The organism is Streptomyces spinosisporus, from assembly GCF_022698145.1.
Lineage (GTDB): Bacteria > Actinomycetota > Actinomycetes > Streptomycetales > Streptomycetaceae > Streptomyces > Streptomyces spinosisporus.
Map to the genome: position 1 here is coordinate 23,203 of NZ_JALDAX010000020.1, position 25,147 is coordinate 48,349.

17 protein-coding genes are annotated in these 25,147 nt (G+C 71.1%); 5 read left to right on the forward strand and 12 right to left on the reverse strand.

Annotated features, from left to right (window positions below):
* Window positions 1-190: 190 nt before the first annotated feature.
* Window positions 191-5,140 carry an NAD-glutamate dehydrogenase gene (locus MQN93_RS36340; RefSeq protein WP_242712890.1) on the forward strand — a complete coding sequence of 1,650 codons (4,950 nt, stop codon included), beginning with the start codon at window positions 191-193 and terminating at the stop codon, window positions 5,138-5,140.
* 73 nt (window positions 5,141-5,213) lie between these two features.
* On the opposite strand, the gene MQN93_RS36345 is transcribed toward MQN93_RS36340, so the two are convergent.
* On the reverse strand, window positions 5,214-6,068 hold the full coding sequence (locus tag MQN93_RS36345; protein WP_242712891.1) for an ABC transporter ATP-binding protein: 855 nt from the start codon (window positions 6,066-6,068) through the stop codon (window positions 5,214-5,216).
* A complete protein-coding gene (locus MQN93_RS36350; protein WP_242712892.1) occupies window positions 6,061-6,978 on the reverse strand; it encodes an ABC transporter permease in 918 nt (305 codons plus the stop codon). Before MQN93_RS36350 ends, MQN93_RS36345 begins: the two co-directional genes overlap by 8 nt.
* A 187-nt stretch (window positions 6,979-7,165) precedes the next feature.
* On the opposite strand from MQN93_RS36350, the gene MQN93_RS36355 reads away from it, so the two are divergent.
* Window positions 7,166-7,804, forward strand: coding sequence for a TetR/AcrR family transcriptional regulator (locus MQN93_RS36355; RefSeq protein ID WP_016438147.1), 639 nt, complete (start codon window positions 7,166-7,168; stop codon window positions 7,802-7,804).
* Between the two features lie 408 nt (window positions 7,805-8,212).
* On the opposite strand, the gene MQN93_RS36360 is transcribed toward MQN93_RS36355, so the two are convergent.
* Entirely contained in the window at window positions 8,213-8,896 is a 684-nt protein-coding gene (locus MQN93_RS36360) for a Crp/Fnr family transcriptional regulator (RefSeq protein ID WP_242712893.1), read from the reverse strand.
* A gap of 136 nt (window positions 8,897-9,032) precedes the next feature.
* Here MQN93_RS36360 and MQN93_RS36365 point away from each other — a divergent pair, with 136 nt between their 5' ends.
* The gene (locus tag MQN93_RS36365) at window positions 9,033-9,314 is read left to right on the forward strand and encodes a YciI family protein (RefSeq protein ID WP_242712894.1); all 282 of its coding nucleotides are present in this window, start codon (window positions 9,033-9,035) and stop codon (window positions 9,312-9,314) included.
* A gap of 13 nt (window positions 9,315-9,327) precedes the next feature.
* Here MQN93_RS36365 and galE read toward each other — a convergent pair whose 3' ends face one another.
* Window positions 9,328-10,308, reverse strand: a complete 981-nt coding sequence (galE, locus tag MQN93_RS36370; RefSeq protein WP_242712895.1) for a UDP-glucose 4-epimerase GalE — start codon at window positions 10,306-10,308, stop codon at window positions 9,328-9,330.
* A gap of 79 nt (window positions 10,309-10,387) precedes the next feature.
* Window positions 10,388-11,671, reverse strand: a complete 1,284-nt coding sequence (locus tag MQN93_RS36375; RefSeq protein WP_242712896.1) for a glycosyltransferase family 87 protein — start codon at window positions 11,669-11,671, stop codon at window positions 10,388-10,390.
* Between the two features lie 152 nt (window positions 11,672-11,823).
* Here MQN93_RS36375 and MQN93_RS36380 point away from each other — a divergent pair, with 152 nt between their 5' ends.
* Window positions 11,824-13,359, forward strand: a complete 1,536-nt coding sequence (locus MQN93_RS36380) for a glycosyltransferase family 39 protein (protein ID WP_242712897.1) — start codon at window positions 11,824-11,826, stop codon at window positions 13,357-13,359.
* Here the strand turns inward: MQN93_RS36380 and MQN93_RS36385 are convergent.
* A complete protein-coding gene (locus tag MQN93_RS36385; protein ID WP_242712898.1) occupies window positions 13,307-13,789 on the reverse strand; it encodes a MarR family winged helix-turn-helix transcriptional regulator in 483 nt (160 codons plus the stop codon). The two genes, MQN93_RS36380 and MQN93_RS36385, sit on opposite strands and share 53 nt — an antisense overlap.
* 121 nt (window positions 13,790-13,910) lie before the next feature.
* On the opposite strand from MQN93_RS36385, the gene MQN93_RS36390 reads away from it, so the two are divergent.
* A complete protein-coding gene (locus tag MQN93_RS36390) occupies window positions 13,911-14,324 on the forward strand; it encodes an organic hydroperoxide resistance protein (RefSeq protein WP_016438140.1) in 414 nt (137 codons plus the stop codon).
* A 31-nt stretch (window positions 14,325-14,355) separates the two neighbouring features.
* Here MQN93_RS36390 and MQN93_RS36395 read toward each other — a convergent pair whose 3' ends face one another.
* From MQN93_RS36395 to MQN93_RS36420, 6 genes are all read right to left on the reverse strand, one after another.
* A complete protein-coding gene (locus MQN93_RS36395; protein WP_242712899.1) occupies window positions 14,356-16,587 on the reverse strand; it encodes a bifunctional glycosyltransferase/CDP-glycerol:glycerophosphate glycerophosphotransferase in 2,232 nt (743 codons plus the stop codon).
* Between the two features lie 8 nt (window positions 16,588-16,595).
* Complete coding sequence (locus tag MQN93_RS36400; protein ID WP_242712900.1) at window positions 16,596-18,797, reverse strand: bifunctional glycosyltransferase/CDP-glycerol:glycerophosphate glycerophosphotransferase; 2,202 nt, start codon at window positions 18,795-18,797, stop codon at window positions 16,596-16,598.
* Between the two features lie 179 nt (window positions 18,798-18,976).
* A complete protein-coding gene (locus MQN93_RS36405; protein ID WP_242712901.1) occupies window positions 18,977-21,229 on the reverse strand; it encodes a bifunctional glycosyltransferase/CDP-glycerol:glycerophosphate glycerophosphotransferase in 2,253 nt (750 codons plus the stop codon).
* Window positions 21,230-21,385: 156 nt separating this feature from the next.
* Window positions 21,386-22,267, reverse strand: coding sequence for a carbohydrate ABC transporter permease (locus tag MQN93_RS36410; protein ID WP_016438136.1), 882 nt, complete (start codon window positions 22,265-22,267; stop codon window positions 21,386-21,388).
* Complete coding sequence (locus MQN93_RS36415; RefSeq protein ID WP_242712902.1) at window positions 22,264-23,616, reverse strand: carbohydrate ABC transporter permease; 1,353 nt, start codon at window positions 23,614-23,616, stop codon at window positions 22,264-22,266. The genes MQN93_RS36410 and MQN93_RS36415 overlap by 4 nt, the downstream gene beginning before the upstream one ends.
* Before the next feature lie 10 nt (window positions 23,617-23,626).
* Window positions 23,627-25,012 carry an ABC transporter substrate-binding protein gene (locus tag MQN93_RS36420; RefSeq protein ID WP_242712903.1) on the reverse strand — a complete coding sequence of 462 codons (1,386 nt, stop codon included), beginning with the start codon at window positions 25,010-25,012 and terminating at the stop codon, window positions 23,627-23,629.
* Window positions 25,013-25,147 lie beyond the last annotated feature (135 nt).

Here is a 25,147-nt window from a genome sequence, read left to right on the forward strand (position 1 = left end):
CGCATGCCGCAGAGATCAGCATCACATTCCGCGGGCGTGTCGAGAATGGCCGATAACCCCCCGCTCATCTCACCGTGCGGCATAGCGTCGGAGCAGACCGGAGAACCCGGGCCGTGGCGACGGGCCGCAGGGGAAGAGACCGTACTTCCTTCTACGTCACGCAACGGCGCGCGACAGGAGCCAGAGGACAATGCAGACCAAGCTGGACGAAGCCAAGGCCGAGCTGCTCGAACGGGCCGCCCGGGTAGCTGAGAACAGCCCGGTCGGGGGGCACCTACCGACCGGGACGACGGAAGAGAGCACCCCGGACCGGGACACCGTGCTCGCGTTCCTCCAGCGCTACTACCTGCACACCGCCCCGGAAGACCTGGCCGACCGCGACCCGGTCGACGTCTTCGGAGCAGCCCTCTCCCACTACCGGCTGGCCGAGAATCGCCCCCAGGGCACGGCCAACGTACGGGTGCACACGCCCACGGTGGAGGAGAACGGGTGGACGTGCAGCCACTCCGTCGTCGAGGTCGTCACCGACGACATGCCCTTCCTCGTCGACTCGGTCACCAATGAACTGACGCGGCAGGGGCGTGGCATCCACGTCGTCATCCACCCGCAGATCGTCGTCCGCCGTGACGTCACCGGCAAGCTCATCGAGGTGCTCAGCGCGCAAGGGGCCGGCGGCGAGCTGCCGCACGACGCGCACATCGAGTCCTGGATCCATGTGGAGATCGACCGCGAGACCGACCGCGGCGACCTCAAGCAGATCACCGCCGACCTGCTGCGCGTCCTGTCCGACGTCCGTGAGGCCGTCGAGGACTGGGACAAGATGCGGGACGCGGCGCTGCGCATGGCCGACGAACTGCCCACCGAGCCCGTCGCCACCGATCTGCGCGAGCAGGAGATCGACGAGGCCCGCGAGCTGCTGCGCTGGCTGGCCGCCAACCACTTCACCTTCCTCGGCTACCGCGAGTACCAGCTGCGCGAGGACGACTCGCTGGGCGCCGTGCCCGGCACCGGCCTCGGCATCCTGCGCTCCGACCCGAAGCACACGGAGGACGAGGGCCACCCGGTCAGCCCGTCCTTCGAGCGGCTGCCCGCAGACGCCCGTGCCAAGGCCCGTGAGCACAAGCTCCTCGTCCTGACCAAGGCCAACAGCCGCGCGACCGTGCACCGGCCGTCGTATCTGGACTACATTGGCGTCAAGAAGTTCGACGAGAACGGCAATGTCGTCGGCGAGCGCCGCTTCCTCGGACTGTTCTCCTCCGCCGCCTACACCGAGTCGGTGCGCCGGGTTCCGGTCATCCGCCGCAAGGTGGAGGAGGTGCTGGAGCGCGCCGGGTTCTCGCCCAACAGCCACGACGGGCGCGACCTGCTGCAGATCCTGGAGACCTACCCGCGCGACGAGCTCTTCCAGACGCCGCCCGCCGAGCTGGAGGCCATCGCCACCTCCGTGCTGTATCTGCAGGAGCGCAGGCGGCTGCGGCTCTACCTGCGCCAGGACGAGTACGGGCGCTACTACTCCGCCCTCGTCTACCTCCCGCGCGACCGCTACACCACCGGCGTCCGGCTCAGGATCATCGACATCCTGAAGGAGGAACTGGGCGGCACCAGCGTCGACTTCACCGCGTGGAACACCGAGTCGATCCTCTCCCGGCTGCACTTCGTGGTCCGTGTCCCGCAGGGCACCGAGCTGCCGGAGCTGTCCGACGCGGACAAGGAGCGGATCGAGGCCCGGCTGGTGGAGGCCGCGCGTTCCTGGGCCGACGGATTCGCCGAGGCGCTGAACGCCGAGTGCGGCGAGGAGAAGGCCGCCGAGCTGCTGCGCAAGTACGGCAGCGCCTTCGCCGAGGGCTACAAGGCCGACCACACGCCGCGCGCCGCGGTCGCCGACCTCGTCCACCTCGAGGAGCTCGACGAGGCACAGTCCCAGAGCGGCAAGGACTTCGCCCTCAGCCTGTACGAGCCGGTGGGTGCCGCCCCCGAGGAGCGCCGCTTCAAGATCTACCGCAAGGGCGAGGCCGTCTCCCTGTCCGCGGTGCTTCCCGCGCTCAGCCGGCTCGGCGTCGAGGTGACGGACGAGCGGCCGTACGAGCTGCGCTGCGCGGACCGCACCACCGCGTGGATCTACGACTTCGGCCTGCGCATGCCCGCGTCGCAGAACGGCGCGGGGGAGTACGGCGGCGACGACGCCCGCGAGCGCGTCCAGGACGCCTTCGCCGCGACCTGGACCGGTCAGGCGGAGAACGACGGCTTCAACGCGCTGGTGCTCAGCGCCGGTCTGACCTGGCGCCAGGCGATGGTGCTGCGCGCGTACGCCAAGTACCTGCGGCAGGCGGGCTCCACCTTCTCGCAGGACTACATGGAGGACACCCTCCGCAACAACGTCCACACCACCCGGCTGCTGGTCTCACTGTTCGAGGCGCGGATGTCGCCGGACCGCCAGCGCGCGGGCCACGAGATCGTCGACGCCCTGCTCGAGGAGGTCGACGCGGCCCTCGACCAGGTGGCCTCGCTCGACGAGGACCGCATCCTCCGGTCCTTCCTGACCGTCATCAAGGCGACGCTGCGGACGAACTTCTTCCAGGAGGCGGCGGGCGGCAAGCCGCACGAGTACGTCTCCATGAAGTTCGACCCGCAGGCCATCCCGGACCTGCCGGCACCGCGCCCGGCGTACGAGATCTGGGTGTACTCGCCGCGCGTGGAGGGCGTGCACCTGCGCTTCGGCAAGGTCGCCCGAGGCGGTCTGCGCTGGTCCGACCGGCGTGAGGACTTCCGTACGGAGATCCTCGGCCTGGTCAAGGCGCAGATGGTGAAGAACACCGTCATCGTGCCGGTCGGCGCCAAGGGCGGCTTCGTCGCCAAGCAGCTGCCGGACCCGTCCGTGGACCGCGACGCCTGGCTCGCCGAGGGCGTCGCCTGCTACAAGACGTTCATCTCGGCGCTGCTCGACATCACCGACAACATGGTGGCGGGCGAGGTCGTGCCGCCGCAGGACGTCGTCCGGCACGACGAGGACGACACGTATCTCGTCGTCGCCGCCGACAAGGGCACCGCGACCTTCTCCGACATCGCCAACGGCGTGGCGGAGACGTACAACTTCTGGCTCGGCGACGCCTTCGCCTCCGGCGGCTCCGCGGGCTACGACCACAAGGGCATGGGCATCACGGCCCGCGGCGCCTGGGAGTCCGTCAAGCGGCACTTCCGGGAGCTGGGCGTCGACACCCAGTCCGAGGACTTCACGGTGGTCGGCATCGGTGACATGTCGGGTGACGTGTTCGGCAACGGCATGCTGCTGAGCGAGCACATCCGCCTGGTCGCCGCCTTCGACCACCGGCACATCTTCATCGACCCGAACCCGGACGCGGCCACGAGCTACGCGGAGCGCCGCCGGGTCTTCGAGCTCCCGCGCTCCAGCTGGGCCGACTACAACACCGACCTGATCTCCACGGGCGGTGGCGTCTTCCCGCGCAGCGCCAAGGCCATCCCGGTCAACGCGCACATCCGCGAGGCCCTCGGCATCGAGGGCAAGGTCTCCAAGATGACGCCGGCCGACCTGATGAAGGCCATCCTGCTGGCGCCGGTGGACCTGCTGTGGAACGGCGGCATCGGTACGTATGTGAAGGCCTCCACGGAGACGCACGCGGACGTCGGCGACAAGGCCAACGACCCGATCCGCGTCGACGGCGCCGACCTGCGCGTCCGGGTCGTCGGCGAGGGCGGCAACCTCGGCCTGACCCAGCTCGGCCGGATCGAGTTCGCACGCCAGGGCGGCAAGATCAACACGGACGCGATCGACAACAGCGCGGGCGTGGACACCTCCGACCACGAGGTGAACATCAAGATCCTGCTCAACGGCCTGGTCGCGGACGGCGACATGACCGTCAAGCAGCGCAACAAGATCCTGGCGCAGATGACCGACGAGGTCGGCAGCCTGGTCCTGCGCAACAACTACGCGCAGAACACGGCGATCGCCAACGCGCTCGCCCAGTCCAAGGACATGCTCCACGCCCAGCAGCGCTACATGAAGCACCTGGTGCGCGAGGGCCACCTGGACCGGGCGCTGGAGTTCCTGCCCACCGACCGCCAGATCCGCGAGCGGCTCGCCCAGAGCCAGGGCCTGACCAGCCCGGAGACGGCCGTCCTGCTGGCGTACACGAAGATCACGGTCGCCGACGAGCTCCTTGCGACCTCGCTGCCGGACGACCCGTATCTGCGCACGCTGCTGCACGCCTACTTCCCGTCGGCGCTGCGCAGCGAGTTCGCCGACCGGATCGACAGCCACCCGCTGCGCCGCGAGATCACCACGACGGTCCTGGTCAACGACACGGTCAACACGGGCGGTACGACGTATCTGCACCGGCTGCGCGAGGAGACCGGCGCCTCGCTGGAGGAGATCGTCAGGGCGCAGACCGCGGCCCGCACGATCTTCTGCTCGGCGCCGGTGTGGGACGCGGTGGAGGCTCTCGACAACAAGGTCGAGGCGGACGTCCAGACCCGGATCCGGCTGCACTCGCGCCGACTGGTCGAGCGCGGCACGCGCTGGCTGCTCAACAACCGGCCGCAGCCGCTGCAGCTCGCCGAGACGGTCGACTTCTTCGCCGAGCGCGTCGAGCTGGTCTGGCAGCAGCTGACCAAGCTGCTGCGGGGCGCGGACCTCGAGTGGTGGCAGCAGATCCACGACGAGCTGACCGACTCCGGCGTGCCGGAGGAACTCGCCACGCGCGTGGCCGGGTTCTCCTCCGCCTTCCCGGCGCTCGACATCGTCTCGATCGCCGACCGCATGGGCAAGGAGCCGATGGACGTCGCCGAGGTCTACTACGACCTCGCCGACCGGCTGCACATCACCCAGCTGATGGACCGCATCATCGAGCTGCCCCGCTCCGACCGCTGGCAGTCCATGGCCCGCGCCTCCATCCGCGAGGACCTGTACGCGGCGCACGCGGCACTCACCGCGGACGTCCTGGCCGTCGGCAACGGCACCTCGACTCCCGAGCAGCGCTTCAAGACGTGGCAGGAGAAGAACGCGGCGATCCTGGGCCGGGCGCGCACGACCCTCGACGAGATCCAGGGCTCGGAGACGTTCGACCTCGCCAACCTGTCGGTGGCGATGCGGACGATGCGCACGCTGCTGCGCACGCACTCGTAGGCACTACGGGCACTACGACAAGGGGGGCGCCCCGAGCCGTCGGGCTCGGGGCGCCCCCTTCGCGTGCGGGAGTTCAGCTCGGCTGCGGCACCTTCGGTGCGGTCGCCTTGGGCTTCGGCTTCGGCTTGGCCTTGTCGCTCTTGTCGCCCGTGAAGGCCTCGTACTCCTTCATGACCTCCTCGGTCGGGCCGTCCATGCGCAGCTCGCCGCGCTCCAGCCACAGCACGCGCTCGCAGGTGTCGCGGATGGACTTGTTGTTGTGACTGACCAGGTACACCGTGCCCGCCTGCTTGCGCAGTTCGCGGATGCGCGCCTCGGAGCGCTTCTGGAAGGACCGGTCGCCGGTGGCGAGCGCCTCGTCGATCAGCAGGACGTCGTGGTCCTTGGCGGCGGCGATGGAGAAGCGCAGCCGGGCGCCCATGCCGGAGGAGTACGTCCGCATGGGGAGGGTGATGAAGTCGCCCTTCTCGTTGATCCCGGAGAAGTCGACGATGTCCTGGTAGCGGGACCTGATCTCCTCGCGGGACATGCCCATCGCGAGGCCGCCGAGGAAGACGTTGCGCTCGCCGGTCAGGTCGCCCATCAGGGCCGCGTTGACGCCGAGCAGGGAGGGCTGGCCGTCGGTGTAGATATGGCCGTTCTCCACCGGCAGGAGGCCCGCGATCGCCTTGAGCAGGGTCGACTTGCCGGAGCCGTTGGTGCCGATCAGGCCGATGGCCTCGCCCTTGTAGGAGACGAAGGAGACGTTCTTGACGGCGTGCACCGTGCGCACGCCTGCCGCCCGCTCTGCGTGCCCCCGGCGCAGCATGCGGTTGAGGGCTGCGGTCGCGCTGCCGCGTCCGGCGCCGGTGCCGTTGACCCGGTAGACGATGTCGACGCAGTCGACGACGACGGTGGGGGTGCGGGGGTCGTTCGTGTGATCAGCCACGGCCGTACGTCTCCTCAGCCTTCCAGAAGTAGATGAAGCCGCCGACGCCGGCGAGCAGGGCCCAGCCGGTCGCGAGCGCCCACACGTGCGGCGGCAGCTGGTGGGCGTGGAAGCTGTCGATCAGGGCGTAGCGCATCAGGTCGATGTAGACGGCGGCCGGGTTGGCCTTGAGGACCGGGGCCACCCAGTGGGGCAGTCCGCTGCCCGCGCCGGTCAGCTTGTCGATGTTCCACATCACGCCGGAGATGTACATCCAGGTGCGCAGCACGAACGGCATCAGCTGCGCGATGTCCGGGGTCTTGGCGCCCATCCGGGCCATGATCATCGCCACGCCGGCGTTGAAGGTGAACTGCAGCACCAGGGCGGGGAACGCCAGCACCCAGGAGAAGGCGACCGGCACGCCGAAGCAGAGCAGGATCACGACCAGGGCGGCCATGGAGAACAGCAGCTGCTGCAGCTGCTGGAGGCAGAAGGAGATCGGCAGGGCGGCCCTGGGGAAGTGCAGGGCGCGTACGAGGCCGAGGTTGCCGGAGATCGCGCGCGTGCCGGCGAGGATCGAGCTCTGGGTGAAGGTCCAGATGAAGACGCCCGTGACCAGGAACGGGATGTAGTCCGGCACGCCCTTCTTGGTGTGCAGCAGGATGCCGAAGATGAAGTAGTACACCGCGGCGTTCAGCAGCGGGGTCATGACCTGCCAGACCTGGCCCAGCTTCGCCTGGCTGTACTGCGCGGTGAGCTTGGCGGTGGCGAAGGCGGTGATGAAGTGCCGCCGGTCCCACAGCTGCCGGACGTACGCGGGCAGTGTGGGACGGGCACCGCTGACCGAGAGGCCGTGACGGGCGGCGAGCGCCGCGAGGTCGTCGTCGGCCGGGGCCGGTGACGGGGGCGGTGTGTGGAGGACCTGGCTCACATCCGCTGCTTTCGCTCGGGAGGGGGGTGGGACTGCGCGCGTCCGGCGGGGGACCGGACGGTCCGTCACCCGGCGTTTCCTTACGCTTCTCTTCACGTTTTCTTACGTTGGGACGGGACCGTATCGTCGCAACGTGAGCGTAGGGCGTGGGGACGTCGGAACGCAACCGTTTCGTCGTGACGCCCCTATGCTGGTCCGTATGACGACGAACGCCGATGAGCCCCAGACGCGTCCGCGCCGCCGCACTCCCGCCGGTGCGGCCGTACTCCGGGAGGACGTGACGGAAGCCATCCGGGCTGCCGTCTTCGAGGAGCTGGCGGCCGTCGGCTATGCGCGGATGTCCATAGAGGGGATCGCGCGGCGGGCGGGCGTCGGCAAGACGGCGGTGTACCGGCGCTGGCGTTCCAAGCTGCACCTGGTGCTCGACGTGGTCTCGGCGATCGCGGTGATGGGGCTGCCCACGCCGGACACGGGCACCCTGGAGGGCGATCTGCGGCTGCTGTACGAGGTCACGTCGCGCGCGCTGCGGCACCCCGTGGCCTCGCAGATCATCCCCGACCTGCAGGCCGAGGCGGCCCGCAACCCCGAGATCGCCGAGGCCATGCAGAAGGCGCTGCGGGAGGGCCAGGAGGGGGTGGCCAGCAAGATCCTGGTGGCCGCCGAACGACGTGGCGAGATCCGCGAGGGCTTCGACGACGAACTGGCCCTCGACCTGGTCTCCGGCCCGCTCTACTGGCGCTCGGTGGTCATCCGCAGCCCCAAACTCCCCAAGGGCTACCTGGCCTCACTCGCACAGGCCACGGCGGCCGCGGTCAAGGCGCTCTGACTGGGCTGCTCGACCGACGCCCGCGTCCATGGCGCTCCGGTGCCGACACCGGCAACCCGGTCCCGGCCTCGGCGCCGGCGACACCGGCGCCCTACGTCCCTGAAGAGGCACCTCGGTCTCGGCCCGGGATCCGGCCTCGGTGCCACGGTCGGGTCTCCGGCACCCGGCGCCGTCACCTCGGCCCGGTGCCGCGGCACCTTGGTCTTGGCACCGGTGCCGCGGCACCTTGGTCTTGGCACCGGTGCCCTGGTCCTGGCCTTACGGCGCCCCGAATCCGGGCTTCGGCGCCCCTGCCCCGGCCTGGGCATCCCCGTCTCGACCTCGACGCCCCGCCGCCCGGGTCCCGCGGCACCGTCACTCGCCCCCCTCCCGGGTCCCGCGGCACCATCACTCGCCCCCTCCCGGGTCTCAGCCCCCACCCCGCCCCGCGCGCAACGCGAGGAGTTCCGGGGCGAGGAGCTTGATCCGGCCGGCCTCGGGGCCTGCGATCAGGCCGTCGTGGCGCAGTCGGGACAGGGCGCGGTTGATGGTGACGCGGGTGACGCCCAGCAGGTCGGCGAGGTCGCGTTGGCTGCCGTCCAGGGCGACCTGGCCGTCGGCCGTCGCGGTGTCCAGCAGCCAGGCCGCCAGGCGGGCCTCGCACGGCAGGGTCGCGGCGTCGGTCAGCCGGTGCTGCTGGGCGCGGGCCTGCGCGGCGAGCAGACGCAGCACATGGGCGCGTACGGCCGTGGAGTCGTCCAGGAGCGCCATGAACCGGGGCCGTGGCACCGCCCGTACGGCACACGGCGTCAGGGCGGTGAACGTCGCCGTGTGGCCCGCGCCGTCGAGCAGCGCCACCTTGTCCAGTGCGCACGGCCCGCTCCACGCCCCGAAGCGCACCACGCGCCCGCCCGAGGTCGTGGCCGACGCCGCCGTACGCCCGTCGAGGAGGACCAGCAGATGCTCGGCGGGCTCTCCCTGGGCCCGCAGCACCTCGCCCCGGTCGTAGCGACGGGGCACGGACGCCTGCCACAGCCGCCGCAGCCCGTCGTCCGGCAGCGCCGCGAAGAGAGGCACCTCCCGCAGCCGCGCCCAGCCCTCTGCGCTCTTCACACCGTCTCCTCCCGCCCGGGGTGTCTGTATCGGCCGATACAGCGGAGCACCGCACGCCGCCCCTAGTCTCGCGGCCGTCGCACAGGCCGTCGCACCGGCCGTCGCACCCCACCCGGAGCCTTCAGAAAGGGTCCCCATGCTCGTCGTCGAACTCGCCTTCACCCCCGCTCCCGAACGCCTCGCCGCCCGCCCCGCCCACCGCGAGACCCTCACCCGCCTGCACGCCGAGGGGCACCTCCTCGCCGCAGGTCCCTGGTCCGGCGACGAGGGCGCCCTCCTGGTCTTCACGACCGATCGCGACCACCTGGAGAAGATCCTGGACACCGACCCCTACTACCGCCGCACCCCCGGCGTCGAGGTCCGCTCGATCCGCGCATGGACGCCGGTCGTGGGCGGGCCCGAATCTGCAGCGCCGTAGCCCCCCACACCCGCTAGCCCCGCGCCGCCCCCGGATGCAGCCGCACCCAGCCCTCCCAGGCCGAGGTGATCATGGCCTGGACGTCGTGCTTGGCCTTCCAGGCGAGTTCGGTGGCCGCGCGGTCGGCGGAGGCGACGACGCGGGCCGGGTCGCCGGGGCGGCGGGGGGTGACCGTGGGCGGACGGTCGTAGCCGGTGATCGCGTTGATGTGGTCGATCATCTCGCGGACGGAGACACCCTCGCCGCGGCCGATGTTGAGGGTGAGGTCGCGGCCGGGGGAGGAGCGCAGGGCGCGGGCGGCGGCGACGTGGGCCTCGGCCAGGTCGACCACGTGGATGTAGTCGCGGACGCAAGAGCCGTCGGGGGTCGGATAGTCGTCCCCGAAGACCCGCGGCGGCAGGTTCTCGGTGAGCCGCTCGAAGACCATGGGGATCAGGTTGAAGACGCCGACGTCCGCGAGCTCCGGGCTCGCCGCGCCCGCCACGTTGAAGTAGCGCAGCGAGGCCGTGGCGAGGCCCGTCGCACGGCCGGTCGCGCGCACCAGCCACTCCCCGGCCAGCTTCGTCTCCCCGTACGGCGACATGGGCGCACAGGGCGTCTCCTCCGTCACGAGGTCCACGTCGGGCATGCCGTACACGGCGGCGGACGACGAGAAGACGAAGGACGGCACACCAGCTGCCGTCACGGCCTCCAGCAGGACCCGCAGCCCCTCGACGTTCTCCCGGTAGTAGTGCAGCGGCAGCTCCACGGACTCGCCCACCTGCTTCTTCGCCGCCAGGTGCACCACGCCGGTGACCTCGTGCTCCGCGAGGACGCGCTCCACCCGCTCACCGTCCAGCGTCGACCCCACGACCAGCGGCACCTCGTCCGGCACCCGCCCGGCGATGCCCGTCGACAGGTCGTCGTACACCACGGCCCGCTCGCCGGCCTCGGTCATCGCCCGGACGACGTGCGCCCCGATGTAGCCGGCGCCGCCGGTGATCAACCAGGTCATGTACGGCCGTCCCCTCGTCAGTTGGCCCGTGGTGTGCGGTGTGCGCTGAGGTCCGTATCAGTGAAGCAGGCGAGGGACCTCACGCGTGCACGGGCGGGACGACTCCCCGTGCGTCGGACGCCACGCGCGGTGTCCGCAGCTGCGCCGGGGGCGAAGCGGCGGTGGAGCGCCACAGGCGGACGAAGGACAGCACGGCGGCCGCGGCGAGCAGTCCGTTGCGGGCCAGCATCAGACCGCAGCCCGTCCAGGTGCAGCCCTTGACCTCGGAGTACAGCGCCGGATAGGCGACGGCGCTGATCGCGGTGGCGAGCAGGATCAGGACGGCCACCGGGCGCTGCACGGTGTGCCGGGAGGTCAGGCACACGGCGGCCACGCCCAGCAGCCAGATCATGTACTGCGGGCTGATCACCCGGCTGGTGACGGTGAACAGCAGCACGGCGGCCAGCGCCGCGTCGTACGGCGTCGCGGGCGTCCAGTGCCGGGCCCGCAGCCGCCACAGCAGCAGCAGTGCGAAGGCCAGCGCCGTGAGCCCGAGCATCAGGTGCGCGACGGTCCGCACGTGCGGACCGGTGAACTCCATCGAGCCGTACTGGTAGCGGACCTGCCCCGGCCACCCGGCGTGCGTCGCGAGGGCGAGCGCCGTGCCGCCGAGGGACTCGATCTGCACGCCCCGGCCGTTCTGCTGGCGCAGGAACGCGAAGGGGCTGGTGAACAGCGCCGACAGCAGCGTGAGCGAGACGGCGCCCGCGACGGCGGCCCAGGTCCACGCGGAACGGGTCGCACGTCCCTTCGGCGCGCCCAGCAGTACCAGCGCGGGCCACACCTTCACCAGCCCGCCGAGCGCGGCGAGTGCGCCGTACGCGCGCGTGGAGCGCGAGGACGCCAGCAGGGAGAGCACGGCGAACGCCGTGACCTGCACGTCGTAGCGGGCGAGCGGCACATGCAGCATGAGCGGAAGGCCGCCCACCCACAGCGCGGCGCCGAGGAGGGTGCGGCCGGGGCGGGTGCCGGCCCGCGACAGCGCCAGGGCGATCACGGCGTCGGTGGCGAGGGTGAGGGTCACGAACGCCTGGAAGTACGTCATGCCCGGCAGCAGCGCGGGCGACAGCAGCACCGGGCCGGCGCCCGGCGGGTACTGCCACAGGTGGTCGTGCGCGGGGAAGGCGCCGTGCACGAGGACGCCGTACCAGTGGTGGTACAGGCGCCAGACCTCGCGGGCCACATAGCCGTGGCCCAGCAGGGGCGCGGAGTTGTGCAGGAGCAGCCACAGCATCAGGGCCCGGGTGGCGAGCCAGGCCGCGGCGAGGGCGAGGAGGCGGTGGGTGCGGTCGGTGGTCGGCGCGGTGGTCTTCACTGCATTCATCACGGCGGATCGTAAGCCGGGCGAATGGTGTGTAAGAGCTAAAACACCGTCAATACCCGGTAAGAGCCCACCTAACGCCCAAAATCGGCTTGGTGAACACCGAGGACGCTGGGCGGGCGAACCGTCGTTGGGCACATGCGGAGGTCGTGGCCGTGGCGGTTCCCACGGTCGTCATGCTCGCGATCGGGCTCTGGGGCCTCGACCGTGGCGGCATGTGGGGCGACGAGGGGGTCACGTTCCTGGTCGGGCGGCGCACGGTGCCGCAGATCTGGCAGCTGCTGCACGGCATCGACGCGGTCCACGGCCTGTACTACCTCTTCATGCACGTCGTCCTCGCCGTCCATCCCGGCGAGGTCGTGCTGCGCCTTCCGTCCGTGTGCGGGGCGGCCGCGACGGCCGGTCTCGTGGGGGCCCTGGGCGCACGGCTGGCCCGGCCGCGGGTCGGGCTGTGGGCCGGTCTGTTCTACGCGATCACACCGCTGACCGGCCACTACGCACAGGAGGGGCGCTCGTACGCCATCGTCTCGGCCGGTGTCGCGGGGGCGACGCTCCTGCTGGTGCCGGTCCTGGAGGGACGGGCCCGGCCGGGCTGGTGGTGGCGCTACGGCGGCCTGGTCGCCGTGACCGCCCTGCTGCACGAGCTGGTCGTCCTGGCGCTGTGCGCGCATGCGGCGACCCTGGCCCTGGCGCGGGCGTCCCGGGCTGTCTGGCTCGACTGGGCGCGCGCGGCAGGCCTGGTGGCCGCCGTCGTACTGCCGCTGGTGTGGGTGTCGCGGCGTCAGTCGGGGCAGGTGTCATGGCTGGTGGCGCCCGACTGGAGCAAGGTGGATGTGCTGGTCCGGGACTTCGCCACCGGTCCCGAGGGCGCGGTGTTCTGGGTCAGCGTCGCCCTGATGGTGGTGGGCCTGACGGCGCGGCGGACGGCGGCCTTCGCGCTGCCCCTGCTCGTGCTGCCGCCCGCGATCCTGATCTCCGTGTCGCAGTACCGGCCGCTGTTCCATGAGCGGTATGTGCTGTACGCGCTGGCGGGGGCGCCGTTGCTGGCCGCCGCGGGCCTCGACCGGGTGGCCGGGTGCCTCATGCGCCTGCGCCCGCGCGCGTACCGGCTGCCGTACGGCTCCCTCGTCACGCTCACCGGGGTCCTGGCCGCCGTGGTCGCCTTCGTCCAGTGCCTTCCCCTCTACCGGCAGGACCGCTCCCCGGCGCACCGTCCCGAGAACCTCGCCGCGGTGGCCGCCGTCGCCGCCCGCGACATCCGCCCCGGCGATCCGGTGCTGTATCTGCCGTCGACCTGGCGGCTGGCGGCGCTGACGTATCCGGACGGGTTCCGCGGGGCCAGGGACGTGGCGCTCGCGGAGTCCGCGGCGCGGTCGGGGACGCTGAGCGGCCGGGAGACCACACCGCAGAGACTGCGGCGCGAACTGGCCGGCCTCGGCCGGATCTGGGTCGTCGCCGACTCCAGAATCCTCAACTCCCAGCGGCAGCCCGCCAATCCGCTCGACCGCCTCAAGCTCGCGGTCGTAAAGGAGCAGTTCACCGCCCGGCAGCAGTTCGTCAGCGGCCGGGTGACCCTCCGCCTCTACGTCCGCGGTGCGGCGATCGCGGCGGCCTCGCCGCCCGGGGCGCACCGCACGCTCACGGCCGTCCGGCCGACTCCGCCGCGGCAGCCGCGTCCAGCGCCTCGGTGAGCTCGTCGAGCTGGGTCCGCAGACGGCCGATCTCCTCGACCTCGTAGCCCGTGGCCGCGGCGATCCGGAGCGGCACCTGCACGGCCCGCTCGCGCAGCGCGGCGCCCTCCTCGGTCAGCCCCACCTCCACCGAGCGCTCGTCGCGCGCGCTGCGCTCACGCCGGACCAGACCGGCCGCCTCCAGCCGCTTGAGCAGCGGGGAGAGGGTCCCGGAGTCGAGCCGCAGATGCTCGCCCAGCTTCTTGACCGGCAGATCGCCGTGCTCCCACAGCACCAGCATCACCAGGTACTGCGGATAGGTGAGTCCGAGGTCCTTCAGGAGCACGCGGTAGAGACCGCCGAAGGCGCGCGAGGCGGCGTTCAGCGAGAAGCAGATCTGCTGGTCGAGCCGGAGCCAGTCGGTGGTCGGGGTGCCGGGCGTGGTGGACATGTCTCCAGGATAGCCCTTGGCGAGCCATTTAGTTGTGCACAACTGAATTGTGTGCTCTACTTGTGGTCGTGAGGCGGCCAGGACAGGCCGCCGGAACGTGAATTCGAGAGGGATGGTTCCCATGGACGCGCTCTACACCGCGGTCGCCACCGCCACCCACGGCCGTGACGGTCGCGCCTTCACCAACGACGGCAAGGTCGACGTCAAGCTGGCCCCGCCGGTGGAGATGGGCGGCAACGGCGAGGGCACCAACCCGGAGCAGCTGTTCGCCGCCGGTTACGCCGCCTGCTTCGGCAGCGCCCTCGGCCTCGTCGGCCGCCAGGCGAAGGTCGACGTCAGCGACGCCGCGGTGACCGCCGAGGTCGGCATAGGCAAGCAGGGCCAGGGCTTCGGGCTCAAGGTCACCCTCCGCGTCGAGCTGCCCGACACGGTGGACGAGGCGACCGGCCGCAAGCTGGTCGAGACCGCCCACCAGGTGTGCCCCTACTCCAACGCGACCCGCGGCAACATCGACGTCGACCTCGTCATCGAGTAGTCGAGCGCCCGAGCAGGCGGCCGGGCGGCCGTCAGCTCAGCGAGTGGGCGCGCTCCGCGGCCGGAGCCGGCACCACGGGGGCCGGCTCCGGCCGCGGCGGCTGTTCACCGAGCAGCACCGTGCGGACCACGCGCTCGGCGGCCCGCCCGTCGTCGAACTCGCAGAACCGCTCGCGGAACGCGGCCCGCAGGCCCGCCGACTCCTCGTCCTGCCAGGTCCCGGAGGCGAACAGCCAGGCCAACTCCCGGTAGGAGCGCGACACATGGCCCGGAGCCTCGGCGGTGATGTCGAAGTAGGCGCCCCGGCTCGCCGCGTACGCGCCCCAGTCGTCGGCGTGGACCACGATCGGCCGGTCGAGGTTGGCGTAGTCGAACATCAGGGCCGAGTAGTCGGTGACCAGCACGTCGGAGGCGAGCATCACGTCCTCGACGTGCTGCTCGTCCGTCGCGTCCACCAGCACACCCCGCGCATGCAGATCCGCGAGCCCCAGGCCGCGCGCCGTCCCGGCCGCGAGCGAGGGATGCAGCCGTACGACGAGGGTGTGGCCGGCGCCCAGGTCGGCGGCGAAGCGCGCCAGGTCGATCCGGTCGACATGCCCGCCCCTGCGGTACTCGCGGCGGGTCGGCGCGTACAGCACGACCGTGTTCCCGTCCGGGATCCCGAGCCGCGCGCGGACCGCGGCGGCGCGCTCGGCGGAGGCGTCGACCAGCGCGTCGTTGCGCGGACTGCCCGTGCGCAGCGAGGTGAAGTGACAGGGGTACGCCCGGTCCCAGACCAGCTCGGAGTACCGGTTGGCGACCAGGCTCAGATCCCAGCGGTCCGCGCGGTGCAGCATCTTCGGCACGCTGAACCCGTGCCGGGCGCCCGGCTTGTCGAGCAGGTCGGCGCCCATGTACTTCAGCGGGGTGCCCTGGTGGGTGTGCAGATGGACGCTGCCGGGGCGCTTGGTGAGGGAGCCGGGCCAGTTGACGTTGTTCACCCAGTACGTGGCCCGCGCCATCACCGCGTAGTACTCCCGCGAGCCCGGCGTCACATGGTCGATGCCGGGCGGCAGCGCGTCCACCGCGTCCTGACGCACCACCCACACGCCCCTGATGTGCGGGGCGAGTTCGCGGGCCTTGGCGTGGATCGCCGCCGGATCACCGTGCACGCCGGCGTGATGCGTCGCCGAGTACACCGCGAGGTGCGGGTCGAGCGGGAGCCGCAACTGGGCCTTGTAGTAGGCGTGTCGGGCCGCCTTCGAGGCCCGGCCCACCGTACGGCGCTTGCCCGCCCCGGCCAGCCTGCGCAGGCCGCGCGCCCCGCGCAGGGCCGCGAACGACGCGTAGGACGACGAGGCCAGCAGCCGCATCTCGGTGCCGCGGGGGCCCTCCGGCGGGGTGAAGCCCTCGGGGCAGTGGCGGGCGTAAAAGGCGCGGATCTCGCGGTGGAAGTCGCGGCGGTCCGCCGGGGTCACCCGGTCCTCGCGGGCGATCACGAACAGCACGTGGTCCAGGGCCCGTTCGAACAGCAGCGGCCGTGCCCAGGCGAGGTCCTCGCGCTCCTTGAGGAACGCGAACAGGCCCTCGTACTGCGGAAAGATGTCGAAGTGCCGGCGCCCCGGCGTCTTGGTGATCGCGCCCTGCCGGCGCTGCCGGTACTCCACGCCGATCCGGTTCAGACAGGCGATGCGCTCCGCCAGCACCATCGACCGGTAGGTGACCGGCGCGTCCTCGTACAGCCCGGGCGCGTACTGCAGCCCGTGCCCCTGGAAGAAGTCACGCCGGTACGCCTTGTTCCAGGCCACCAGGAACAGACGGGCGTACTCGGGACTCGTCCGCAGGTCGAAGGTGTCCAGGCCCGCGCGGGCCAGCAGTTCGGACGCCTCGCTGCGGCCGCCCCGGCCCCACCAGTGGGTGCGGACATGGTCGAAGACCAGGATGTCCGGGTCCTCGGCGCCCCTCAGCCGCTCGGCGACCGCGGCCAGCAGCCCCGGGGTGTAGAAGTCGTCGCTGTCGAGGAAGAGGACGTAGTCGCCGCGGGCCTCGGCGAGACCGGCGTTGCGGGCCCGGCCGAGGCCGACGTTCTCGGGCAGGTGCAGCACCCGCACCCGCGCGTCGCGCTCCGCGTACTCGTCGAGGATGGCGCCGCAGCCGTCGGGCGAGCGGTCGTCGACGGCGATCACCTCGAAGTCGGGGTACGACTGTCCGAGCACCGAGTCGATGCACTCGTGCAGAAAGCCCTGCACCTTGAAGACGGGGACGATGATGCTGAAGCGGGGCACTGCTGAGCTCAGCTCCTTACGAGGGTGGAGGCGGCGGGGGCCGGGACGCGCTCGGCGAGCGGGACCACGGGCGGGATCGACTCGGGCGGCTCGCCCAGCAGCACCCGGCGTACGACGCGCTCGGCGGCGCGCCCGTCGTCGAACTGGCAGAACCGCTCCCGGAACGCGGCCCGGGCCGCGGTGGACTCCGCTCCCGCCCAGGAGCCGTCGGCGAAGACCCGCGCCAGCTCACCGGGGGTCCGCGCCACCGGGCCCGGCGGCTGGTCCATCAGATCGAAGTAGACGCCCCGCAGCTCCCGGTAGACCTCCCAGTCGTCGGCGTACACGACGACGGGCCGGTCCAGGTTGGCGTAGTCGAACATGATCGACGAGTAGTCGGTGATCAGGGCGTCGGCGGCCAGGCACACGTCCTCGGACGAGCGGTGCGCGGTCACGTCGATGATCCGGCCGGTGCTGTTCGCGGCGCCCCGGTCGTAGAAGTAGTGGGCGCGCAGGAGGATCACGAAGTCCTCGCCGATCTCCTCACACATCGCCTCCAGGTCCAGGCCCGTCTCGAAGCCGGTGTGGTGGTCGCGGTGGGTGGGCGCGTAGAGCAGGGCCGTCTTGCCCTCGGGGACGCCGAGTTCCCGCCGGACGCGGGCGACGTCGTCCGCGGTCGCCGTGTAGTAGACGTCGTTGCGCGGATAGCCGTACTCGAGCGTCTCGTGCACGGCCGGGAAGGCCCGCTCCCACATCTGGGTCGAGTGCCGGTTGGAGGTGAGGTTGTAGTCCCAACGATCCACCCGGGCCAGCAACTTGGCGAAGCTGCCGGTCGCGGCCGCCACCACCGGATACGTCGCCTGGTCGACGCCCATCTTCTTCAGCGGCGTGCCGTGCTGCGTCGAAAGGTGCACGCTGCCCTCGCGCTTGACGACGGCGTCCGCGAAGTTGGCGTTGTTGATGAGGTACTTGGCGCGGCCCAGCACGTCCCAGTACTCGGCGCTGCCGATCACCGCGTACTCCACGTCCTTCGGCATGGTGTGCGCCTGGTCCGCCTCGACCAGGAACACCGAGCGCAGATGCGGGGCCAGTTCGCGCGTCTTGGCGTGGATCGCGGCCGGGCTGCAGGCGTAGCCGCGGCCCCAATAGGCGCAGTACACCGCTAGGTTGGCGTCGAGGGGGCGGCGCAGGGCGCGCGCGTAGCGCAGCCGGGTGCGCACCATGCGCGGGCGCGGCAGGCGCGCGGCCGCCCTGGCCGCCGACTGGTTGACGCCGCGCAGGGCCCGGAACGCGGTGTACGCCCCGGTCGCCAGCAGCCGGTGCTGCACCCCCAGGCTGCCGCCCGGCGTGCGATGGCCGGCCGGGCGGTGGCGGCGGTAGAGCCTGCTCGCCAGCCGGAAGAAGGCGCGGCGCCGTGCGGGCAGCCGCCTGGGGTGGGCGGCGGTCTTCAGCACGGCCGCGAAGAGCTGCTCGAAGAGAGGGCCGAACCGCTCGGCGGACAGGCCCTGTTCGGTGGCGCGGGTGAGCACCAGGTCGGTCTGGGCGAGCAGTTCGAGATGGTGCTCACCGGGCAGGCCGAGCCTGCTGCCCTGCCGGCGCACCAGATGCCGTACGAGGACCTGGTGCAGTACGGCGGCCTTCTCGGCCCTGAGCGCGACCAGACCGCCGAAGCCGACATCGGTGAAGTGGCCGTCGGGGAAGGCGAGGTGCTGCTCGGCGAGGAAGGCCCTGCGGTAGGCGGCGCTCCACGCCGGGAGCTGCACTCCGGTCAGCGTCGGCACCTGGTCGAGACAGAAGGCCCCGGCCGGCGCCTTCGCCAGCAGCGGTGCGGCCGGGTTGGTCGGCTCGCCCTCCCACCAGGGGACACGCTCGTGCTCGGCGTACAGGACGTCCACGTCGCCCGTCTCGGCCAGGCGTGCGTCCAGCGCGGCCAGCGAGCCGGGGGCGAGGACGTCGTCGCAGTCGAGGAACAGCAGATACGTGCCGGTCGCCGCCCGGATCCCGCTGTTGCGCGCCCCGGCCAGACCGCCCGACGGGGGCGAGTGCACGGGCGCCACCCGGGAGTCCCGCTCGGCGTACCCGGCGACGACGTCCGCCGCGGGCGAGCCGGGGGCGTCGCAGACCGGGATCAGCTCGAAGTCGCCGAAGGACTGGGTGAGAACGGAGTCCAGGGCCTGGGACAGCCGGCCTGTCACCCCATGGGACGGGACGATGATGCTGAAGCGGGGCATTCTGCTCTTTCTGTCGGTGCTTTCCTTTGGGCGTTCCTCAGGACTGGCGTTCCTCAGGACCCGGAAGCGTCTCGGCCGAGGCGTCCCGGCCGCCCGGCGGGACGCCAGGTGGACGGTCGGCTCGGTGTGGGCCGCGACGGGCTGGAGGGCATGCGAACTCCCCGGAGTGAGAACGGCGTTCAGAGGCTGTCGGTGACGGTCGACGGGCCGGCGGGTTGCGGCACGGTGGCGTGCGGGAAGCGCGTGAGCAGGGCGGACCCGGAGGGCACGGGATGGCGCTCGGCGAACGGGATCACCGGCGGCAGGCCCTGGCCGCCCAGCACGACACGGCGCACGACCCGCTCGGCGGCGCGTCCGTCGTCGTGCGGGCAGAACCGCTCGCGGAAGGCGGTCCGCAGCTGGGCCGAGCGGGAGCCGCGCCAGTGACCGGTGGCGAAGATGTCGATCAGCTCGTCCTCGCTCCGGGCCACCGCGCCCGGCGGGAAGGAACGCAGGTCGAAGTAGGTGCCGCGACAGGCCTGGTACGCCGCCCAGTCGTCGTCGGGGGCATGGATCACGATCGGGCGGTCCAGGCCCGCGTAGTCGAACATGAGCGACGCGTAGTCGGTGAGCAGGGCGTCCGAGGCGAGGCACAGATCCTCCACGCCCGGATGGTCCGTGACGTCGATGATCCGTGCGCCCTGCGGGACGGGGCCGTGCACACGGGCCAGGACGACGAAGCGGGGGCCGAGCCGGCGCAGGACGCGCTCCAGGTCGAGCACCGGGCGCTGGGTGCGCAGGTGGTCGCGGTGGGCGGGCGCGTACAGGAGGGCGACGCTGTCCTCGGGGATGCCGAACACCTGGCGCAACCGGCTCACGTCCGCCGAAGTCGCCTTCTGGAACACGTCGTTGCCGGGACAGCCGTATTCGAGGGTCGTGTAGCCGCCCGGGTGCACGCGTTCCCGGATCAGGGTGGAGTGGCGGTTGGCCGAGACGACGTAGTCCCACTTGTCCACGTCGTCGAGGAGCGCGGCGAAGTCGGTGTCGCGTGCGGCCGCCGGGCGCTCCTGGAGGTCCAGGCCCGTGTGCCCCAGCGGGGTGCCGGCGTGTGTCTGGACGAGGACCTGGCCGCGGCGCTTGACCAGACGGCGGTCGAAGCCGGCGTCGCTGACCAGGTACGTGGAGCGGGCCAGGGCCGTCCAGTAGGCGGCCGTTCCGGGACGCACGCGTGCGCCGGCCTGCGGGACCGCGCGCCGGTGCTCGGGGCGGGCGATCCACGCCGTGCGGATGTGCGGGACGACGGAGCGGAACGCCGCCTCCAGGGCGCCCGGGCTGCAGGTGTTCCCCCAGCTGTCGTGCGCGGTGAAGACGGCGCGGTCGCTGCGCAGGGGCAGACGGAGCTGGACGCGGTAGTGCAGACGCAGCGCCGACGCCCGTGCGGCGCGCAGGAGTCTGACGACGGGCTTGGCCGCCCTGCGGCGCAGGGACGCCGCGAGCTGCAGCGTGCGGTACGTGCGGTGCAGGCCGCAGCGGATCAGCGTATGGCGCACCCGGGAGCGCGGCGGGACCTGGATGCCGGGGACACGGTAACGGCGGTAGTGGACACGGGCCTTGCGCAGGAACTCGGCGCGGCAGCCGCGGGGCAGGCGCTCGCGGTGGGCGAACACCTTGATGAGGTGGTCGATCATGCGGCGGAACAACACCGGTCGCCAGCACGCGAGTTCAGGGCGTGCGTCGAGGAACGCGAAGACGCGGTCGTACTGCTCGAAGACGTCGAAGTGCTTGCGGCTGCTGGTGCCGAGGATGTTGCCCTGCCGGCGCTGGCGGTAGTGCACGCAGACCCGGTCCAGGGTCGTGATCGACTCCGCGGACATCAGGACCGGGAAGGTCCACGGGGTGTCCTCGTAGTAGCCCGGCGGGAAGGCGAGGCCCTCGCGCTCGACGAACTCCCTGCGGCAGGCCTTGTTCCAAGCCACCATCAGCAGCTGCAGCAGGCCCGGGCGGTCCTCCAGCCGGAAGGGGGCCGGGCCCTGCTCGGTGAGCTGTACGGAGGCCACGTTGCGGACGGTCTCGCCCGACCAGTAGGTGCGCCCGTAGTCGTAGACCAGGACGTCCGGCTCGCCCGTCTCCTTCAGCCGGTCGGCGATCGAGCGCAGCGCGTCCGGGGTGAGGGTGTCGTCGCCGTCCAGGAAGATCAGGTAGTCGCCGCTCGCCCGCCGCATCCCGGCGTTGCGGGCGCCGCCCAGGCCCTGGTTCCCGGTCAGGTGCACGGGCCGTACCCGTGGGTCGCGGGCGGCGAACTCGTCGATGACCGCACCGCTCGCGTCCGGCGAGCAGTCGTCGACCGCGATCAGTTCGAGATCGGGATACGACTGCGACAGCACCGAGTCCAGGCACGCGTGGAGATACGCCTGAACCTTGTACGCGGGGACGATGACACTGAACCTGGGCAAGGCACATCCATGGGTCGGCGCGGACGACTGGGCCTTGCCCGGGAACGGCCGATGGAGTGACTTGGTTACGTCCCCTACGGCATACGGGGGATCCGGGGTGAACAAAAGGGGCCGGGACCGTGACGTCCCGACCCCTCGACTCCGTTGTGTTGAGGCCTACTTCACCGCGCCCGCCATCACACCGGACACGAACTGCCGCTGGAACGCGAAGAACACGACCAGCGGGATGACCATCGAGATGAACGCGCCGGGTGCCAGCACGTCGATGTTGTTGCCGAACTGCCGTACCTGCTGCTGCAGAGCGACCGTCAGCGGCTGCGACTCGGAGTCCGAGAACACCAGCGCGACCAGCATGTCGTTCCACACCCACAGGAACTGGAAGATGCCCAGCGAGGCGATCGCCGGTGCGCCCAGCGGCAGGACGACGGTGAAGAACAGCCGCGTCTCGCCGGCACCGTCCAGCCGTGCCGCCTCCAGCAGTTCACGCGGGATCTCGGCGAAGAAGTTGCGCAGCAGGAAGATGGCGAACGGCAGGCCGAACCCGACGTGGAAGAGGACCACGCCGATGATGTCGCCGAAGATCCCGATCTTGCCGAAGAGATCGGCGAGCGGGATCAGGGCGATCTGGACGGGCACGACCAGCAGCGCGACCACGACCAGGAACCACCAGTCGCGCCCCTTGAAGTCCATCCAGGCGAAGGCGTATCCGGCCATCGCGCCGATGAGCACCACGAGCAGCGTGGCCGGCACCGTGATCCAGACGGTGTTCAGCAGGGACTGCGTGATCGCGTCGTTCTCCAGCAGCGACTGGTAGCTCTTGGCGGTCAGCTGCCCCGGCGCGGTGAACACCTTCCACCAGCCCGAGGTGGCGATGTCGGTCGGGTCGCGGAACGACGAGACCAGCAGCCCGAGGGTGGGCACCAGCCAGAACAGGGCGACCAGGATCAGGAAGATCTGCAGCACCCCGCCGCTCGCCCTGCTCGCGACCCGGGAGGCGAGGGAGCGCTTGGCGCGCACGGTCGTGTCGAGGGTGGTCACCTCTGACGCTCCCTTCGCAGACGGCGGATGTTGACCCACATCACCGGCAGGACGAGCAGCAGCAGGATGACGCCGATCGCGCTGCCCACGCCCTCGTTGCCGCCGCCGCCGAACGACGACAGGAACAGCTGCAGCGCGAGGACGTTGGCGTCGGGCTGACTCGGCTGCGGGGCGATGATGTAGACGAGGTCGAAGATCTTCATCACATTGATCATCAGCGTGATGAGGACGACCGCGAGGACCGGTGCGAGCAACGGCACGGTGACCCTGCGGAACACCTGCCACTCGTTGGCCCCGTCGACCCGCGCCGCCTCCAGGAGGTTGCGGTCCACGCCCGCGAGTCCCGCCGCGATCAGCACCATCGCGAAGCCCGCCCACATCCACACGTAACTGCCGATGATGGCCGGGGTGACCAGGGTCGGGCCGAGCCAGTCGATGCCGTTGTACGGCGCCGAGAAGTTCGAGGCGGGGAGCCGGAGTTGGGCCCCGTCGGCCTCGTCCGGGAGCTTGAAGGTGCCGTCGGCGCCGGTCTTGGCGGAGGCAACGGTCCTGCCGTCCTTCACCGCCTCGACCTTCACGCCCTTCAGCGCCTTCTCACCGGCGTCGATCTGGCCCTTGGTGCCGCCGCCGCCCAGCTTGAAGTCCAGCCAGACGGTTCCGGTCACACCGGAACCCGTCGCCGCCTTCGCGTTCTCGGGGCTGCCGGGCAGCCTGTTGGGCGCGATGCCGACGAGGGGGAGCAGGGCCGGTGTGCCCGCGTGCACGGTGCCCGTCGTGGTGAACGACCCGCCGCCGGACGGCTTGAGGTCGCTCGCCGTCGCGTTGGGCCGGGCGTCCGGATACACCGACGACGACACGAAGGTGTCGTGGACGGACTTGGCGACCGCGTTGGCGGCGCCCAGATCGGGGTCCTGCTCGTACACCAGACGGAAGATGATGCCCGCGGCGAGCATAGAGATCGCCATCGGCATGAAGATCAGCAGCTTGAACGCCGTTCCCCAGCGCACCCGTTCGGTCAGCACGGCGAAGATCAGGCCGAGCGCGGTGACGATGGCGGGCGCGACCGCGACCCAGATCGCGGTGTTGCGCACGGCGGTCAGGGTGGCGTCGTTGGAGAAGATGTCGCCGTAGTTGTCGAGCCCCACGAAGCCGGAGCCGTCGGCGTCGTAGAGACTGCGCCAGATCGAGTACCCGATCGGGTAGACCACGAGCGCCCCGAGGAGCACCAGCGCGGGCAGCAGGAACAGCACCGCCACCCACAGCCGGGTCCCCGTGACGCTCTTGCGCGGCGAGACGGAGGGCGTCGGCAGTGCGCCGGCGCCCCCGGTCGTGTTCGCGACTGACGTCATGACCGCGCCGTCAGCCCGTCGCGTAGGCCTTGGCCGCGTCGGCCTCCAGCTTCTGCTGGGTGCCGGCGATGTCCTTCGGGTTGCGCAGGAAGTCCTGCAGGTCCTTCCACTCGCCCACGCCGGCCGTGCCGCCGAACGCCGCGGGTGCCTGGTCGGACATGTCGAAGCGGAAGTTGTCACCGGCCGCGAGCAGCGCCTGGGCGATCTGCTTGGTGATGGCGTCCTTGTACGACGACATGTCCATCTCCTTGTTCGGGGAGAGGATGCCGCCCTGCGCCGCCCAGATCTGGGCCGCGTCCGTGGAGGCCAGGAAGGTCAGCAGGGCCTGGGCGCCCTTGCCGTCCTTGAGGGCCACGGCGACGTCACCGCCGCTGACCACGGGCGGGTTGGCGCCGACGGACGGGAACGGGAACACCTTGGCGTCCGTGCCCATCTTGGCCTTGGTGTCGGCGTTGATGTTCGCGGCCACGAAGTCGCCCTCGAAGACCATCGCCGCCGGGTTGTCACCGGAGAAGGTCTGGGTGACCGACTTCGGGAACTCCGTGTTCAGCGCGCCCTTGTTGCCGCCCGCGAGCAGGTCGTTCTTGCCCCAGAGCTGGGCGAGCGTGGTGAGCGCCTTGGTGACCGAGGGATCCGTCCACTTGATCTTGTGGGCGGCGAGCTGGTCGTACTTCTCGGGCCCGGCCTGCGAGAGGTAGATGTTCTCGAACCAGTCGGTGAGCGTCCAGCCGTCCGCGCCGCCCACGGAGACCGCGGGGGAGCCGGCGTCCGACAGCGTCTGCGCGGTGGTGAGGAAGTCCTTCCAGGTCTTGGGCGGGCTGGTGATGCCGGCCGCCTCGAAGGCCGCCGTGTTGTACCAGACCAGGGACTTGTTGGCGGCCTTGGCGTACACGCCGTACTGCTTGCCCTTCCAGGCGCCCAGGTCCACCCAGCCCTTGGAGAAGTTCTTGTCCAGCTGGGCCTTGGCCTCCGCGCCCATGGGCTTGAGCCAGCCCTTGTCCGCGAACTGGTGCAGCACACCCACCTGGGGCAGGAACGCGACGTCCGGCGGCTTGCCGCCCTGGATCTTGGTACCGAGGAAGGTGGAGGTGTTGTTGCCCGTGGGAACGAAGTTGATCTTGGCGCCGGTCCGCTTCTTGAACTCGTCCATGACCTTCATGAAGTTCTTCTGCTCGGCGCCGGTCCACACGGCGGCGACCTCGAGGGTCTGGCCGTCGAGCTTGGGCAGCGTCACGCTGCTGCCGCTTCCGCTACCGCTCGTCTTGGAGCCGCCGCTGTCGCTGTCGTCGTCGCTGCCGCCACATCCCGTGAGCGCCAGCGCGAGCGCCGCCGCGAGGAGGGCTGCGGCGGGTTTGGCGGCCCTGGTGGTTCGGTTCCTGCTGCTCGTGCTGCGCATCACTGCCCCGTTCTGCGATCTTCGTCGAACGTCGAGCGCTGTCCCGTGGATCTGGTGTACGCCCGTCCGAATGGGTCGGCAAGTGCGCGTCGGTTGTCAACCGGGGGATCGTGACCGCCTCGTGACGGTTGCCCT

What these genes read in the sequence shown, in the direction of transcription:
- MQN93_RS36385 (WP_242712898.1), bottom strand. Translation starts at nt 13,789, where the DNA reads ATGTCCACCACGCCCGGCACCCCGACCACCGACTGGCTCCGGCTCGAC.
- MQN93_RS36415 (WP_242712902.1), bottom strand. Translation starts at nt 23,616, where the DNA reads ATGACGTCAGTCGCGAACACGACCGGGGGCGCCGGCGCACTGCCGACG.
- MQN93_RS36340 (WP_242712890.1), top strand. Translation starts at nt 191, where the DNA reads ATGCAGACCAAGCTGGACGAAGCCAAGGCCGAGCTGCTCGAACGGGCC.
- MQN93_RS36365 (WP_242712894.1), top strand. Translation starts at nt 9,033, where the DNA reads ATGCTCGTCGTCGAACTCGCCTTCACCCCCGCTCCCGAACGCCTCGCC.
- MQN93_RS36420 (WP_242712903.1), bottom strand. Translation starts at nt 25,012, where the DNA reads ATGCGCAGCACGAGCAGCAGGAACCGAACCACCAGGGCCGCCAAACCC.
- MQN93_RS36390 (WP_016438140.1), top strand. Translation starts at nt 13,911, where the DNA reads ATGGACGCGCTCTACACCGCGGTCGCCACCGCCACCCACGGCCGTGAC.
- MQN93_RS36375 (WP_242712896.1), bottom strand. Translation starts at nt 11,671, where the DNA reads ATGAATGCAGTGAAGACCACCGCGCCGACCACCGACCGCACCCACCGC.
- MQN93_RS36400 (WP_242712900.1), bottom strand. Translation starts at nt 18,797, where the DNA reads ATGCCCCGCTTCAGCATCATCGTCCCGTCCCATGGGGTGACAGGCCGG.
- galE (WP_242712895.1), bottom strand. Translation starts at nt 10,308, where the DNA reads ATGACCTGGTTGATCACCGGCGGCGCCGGCTACATCGGGGCGCACGTC.
- MQN93_RS36355 (WP_016438147.1), top strand. Translation starts at nt 7,166, where the DNA reads ATGCTGGTCCGTATGACGACGAACGCCGATGAGCCCCAGACGCGTCCG.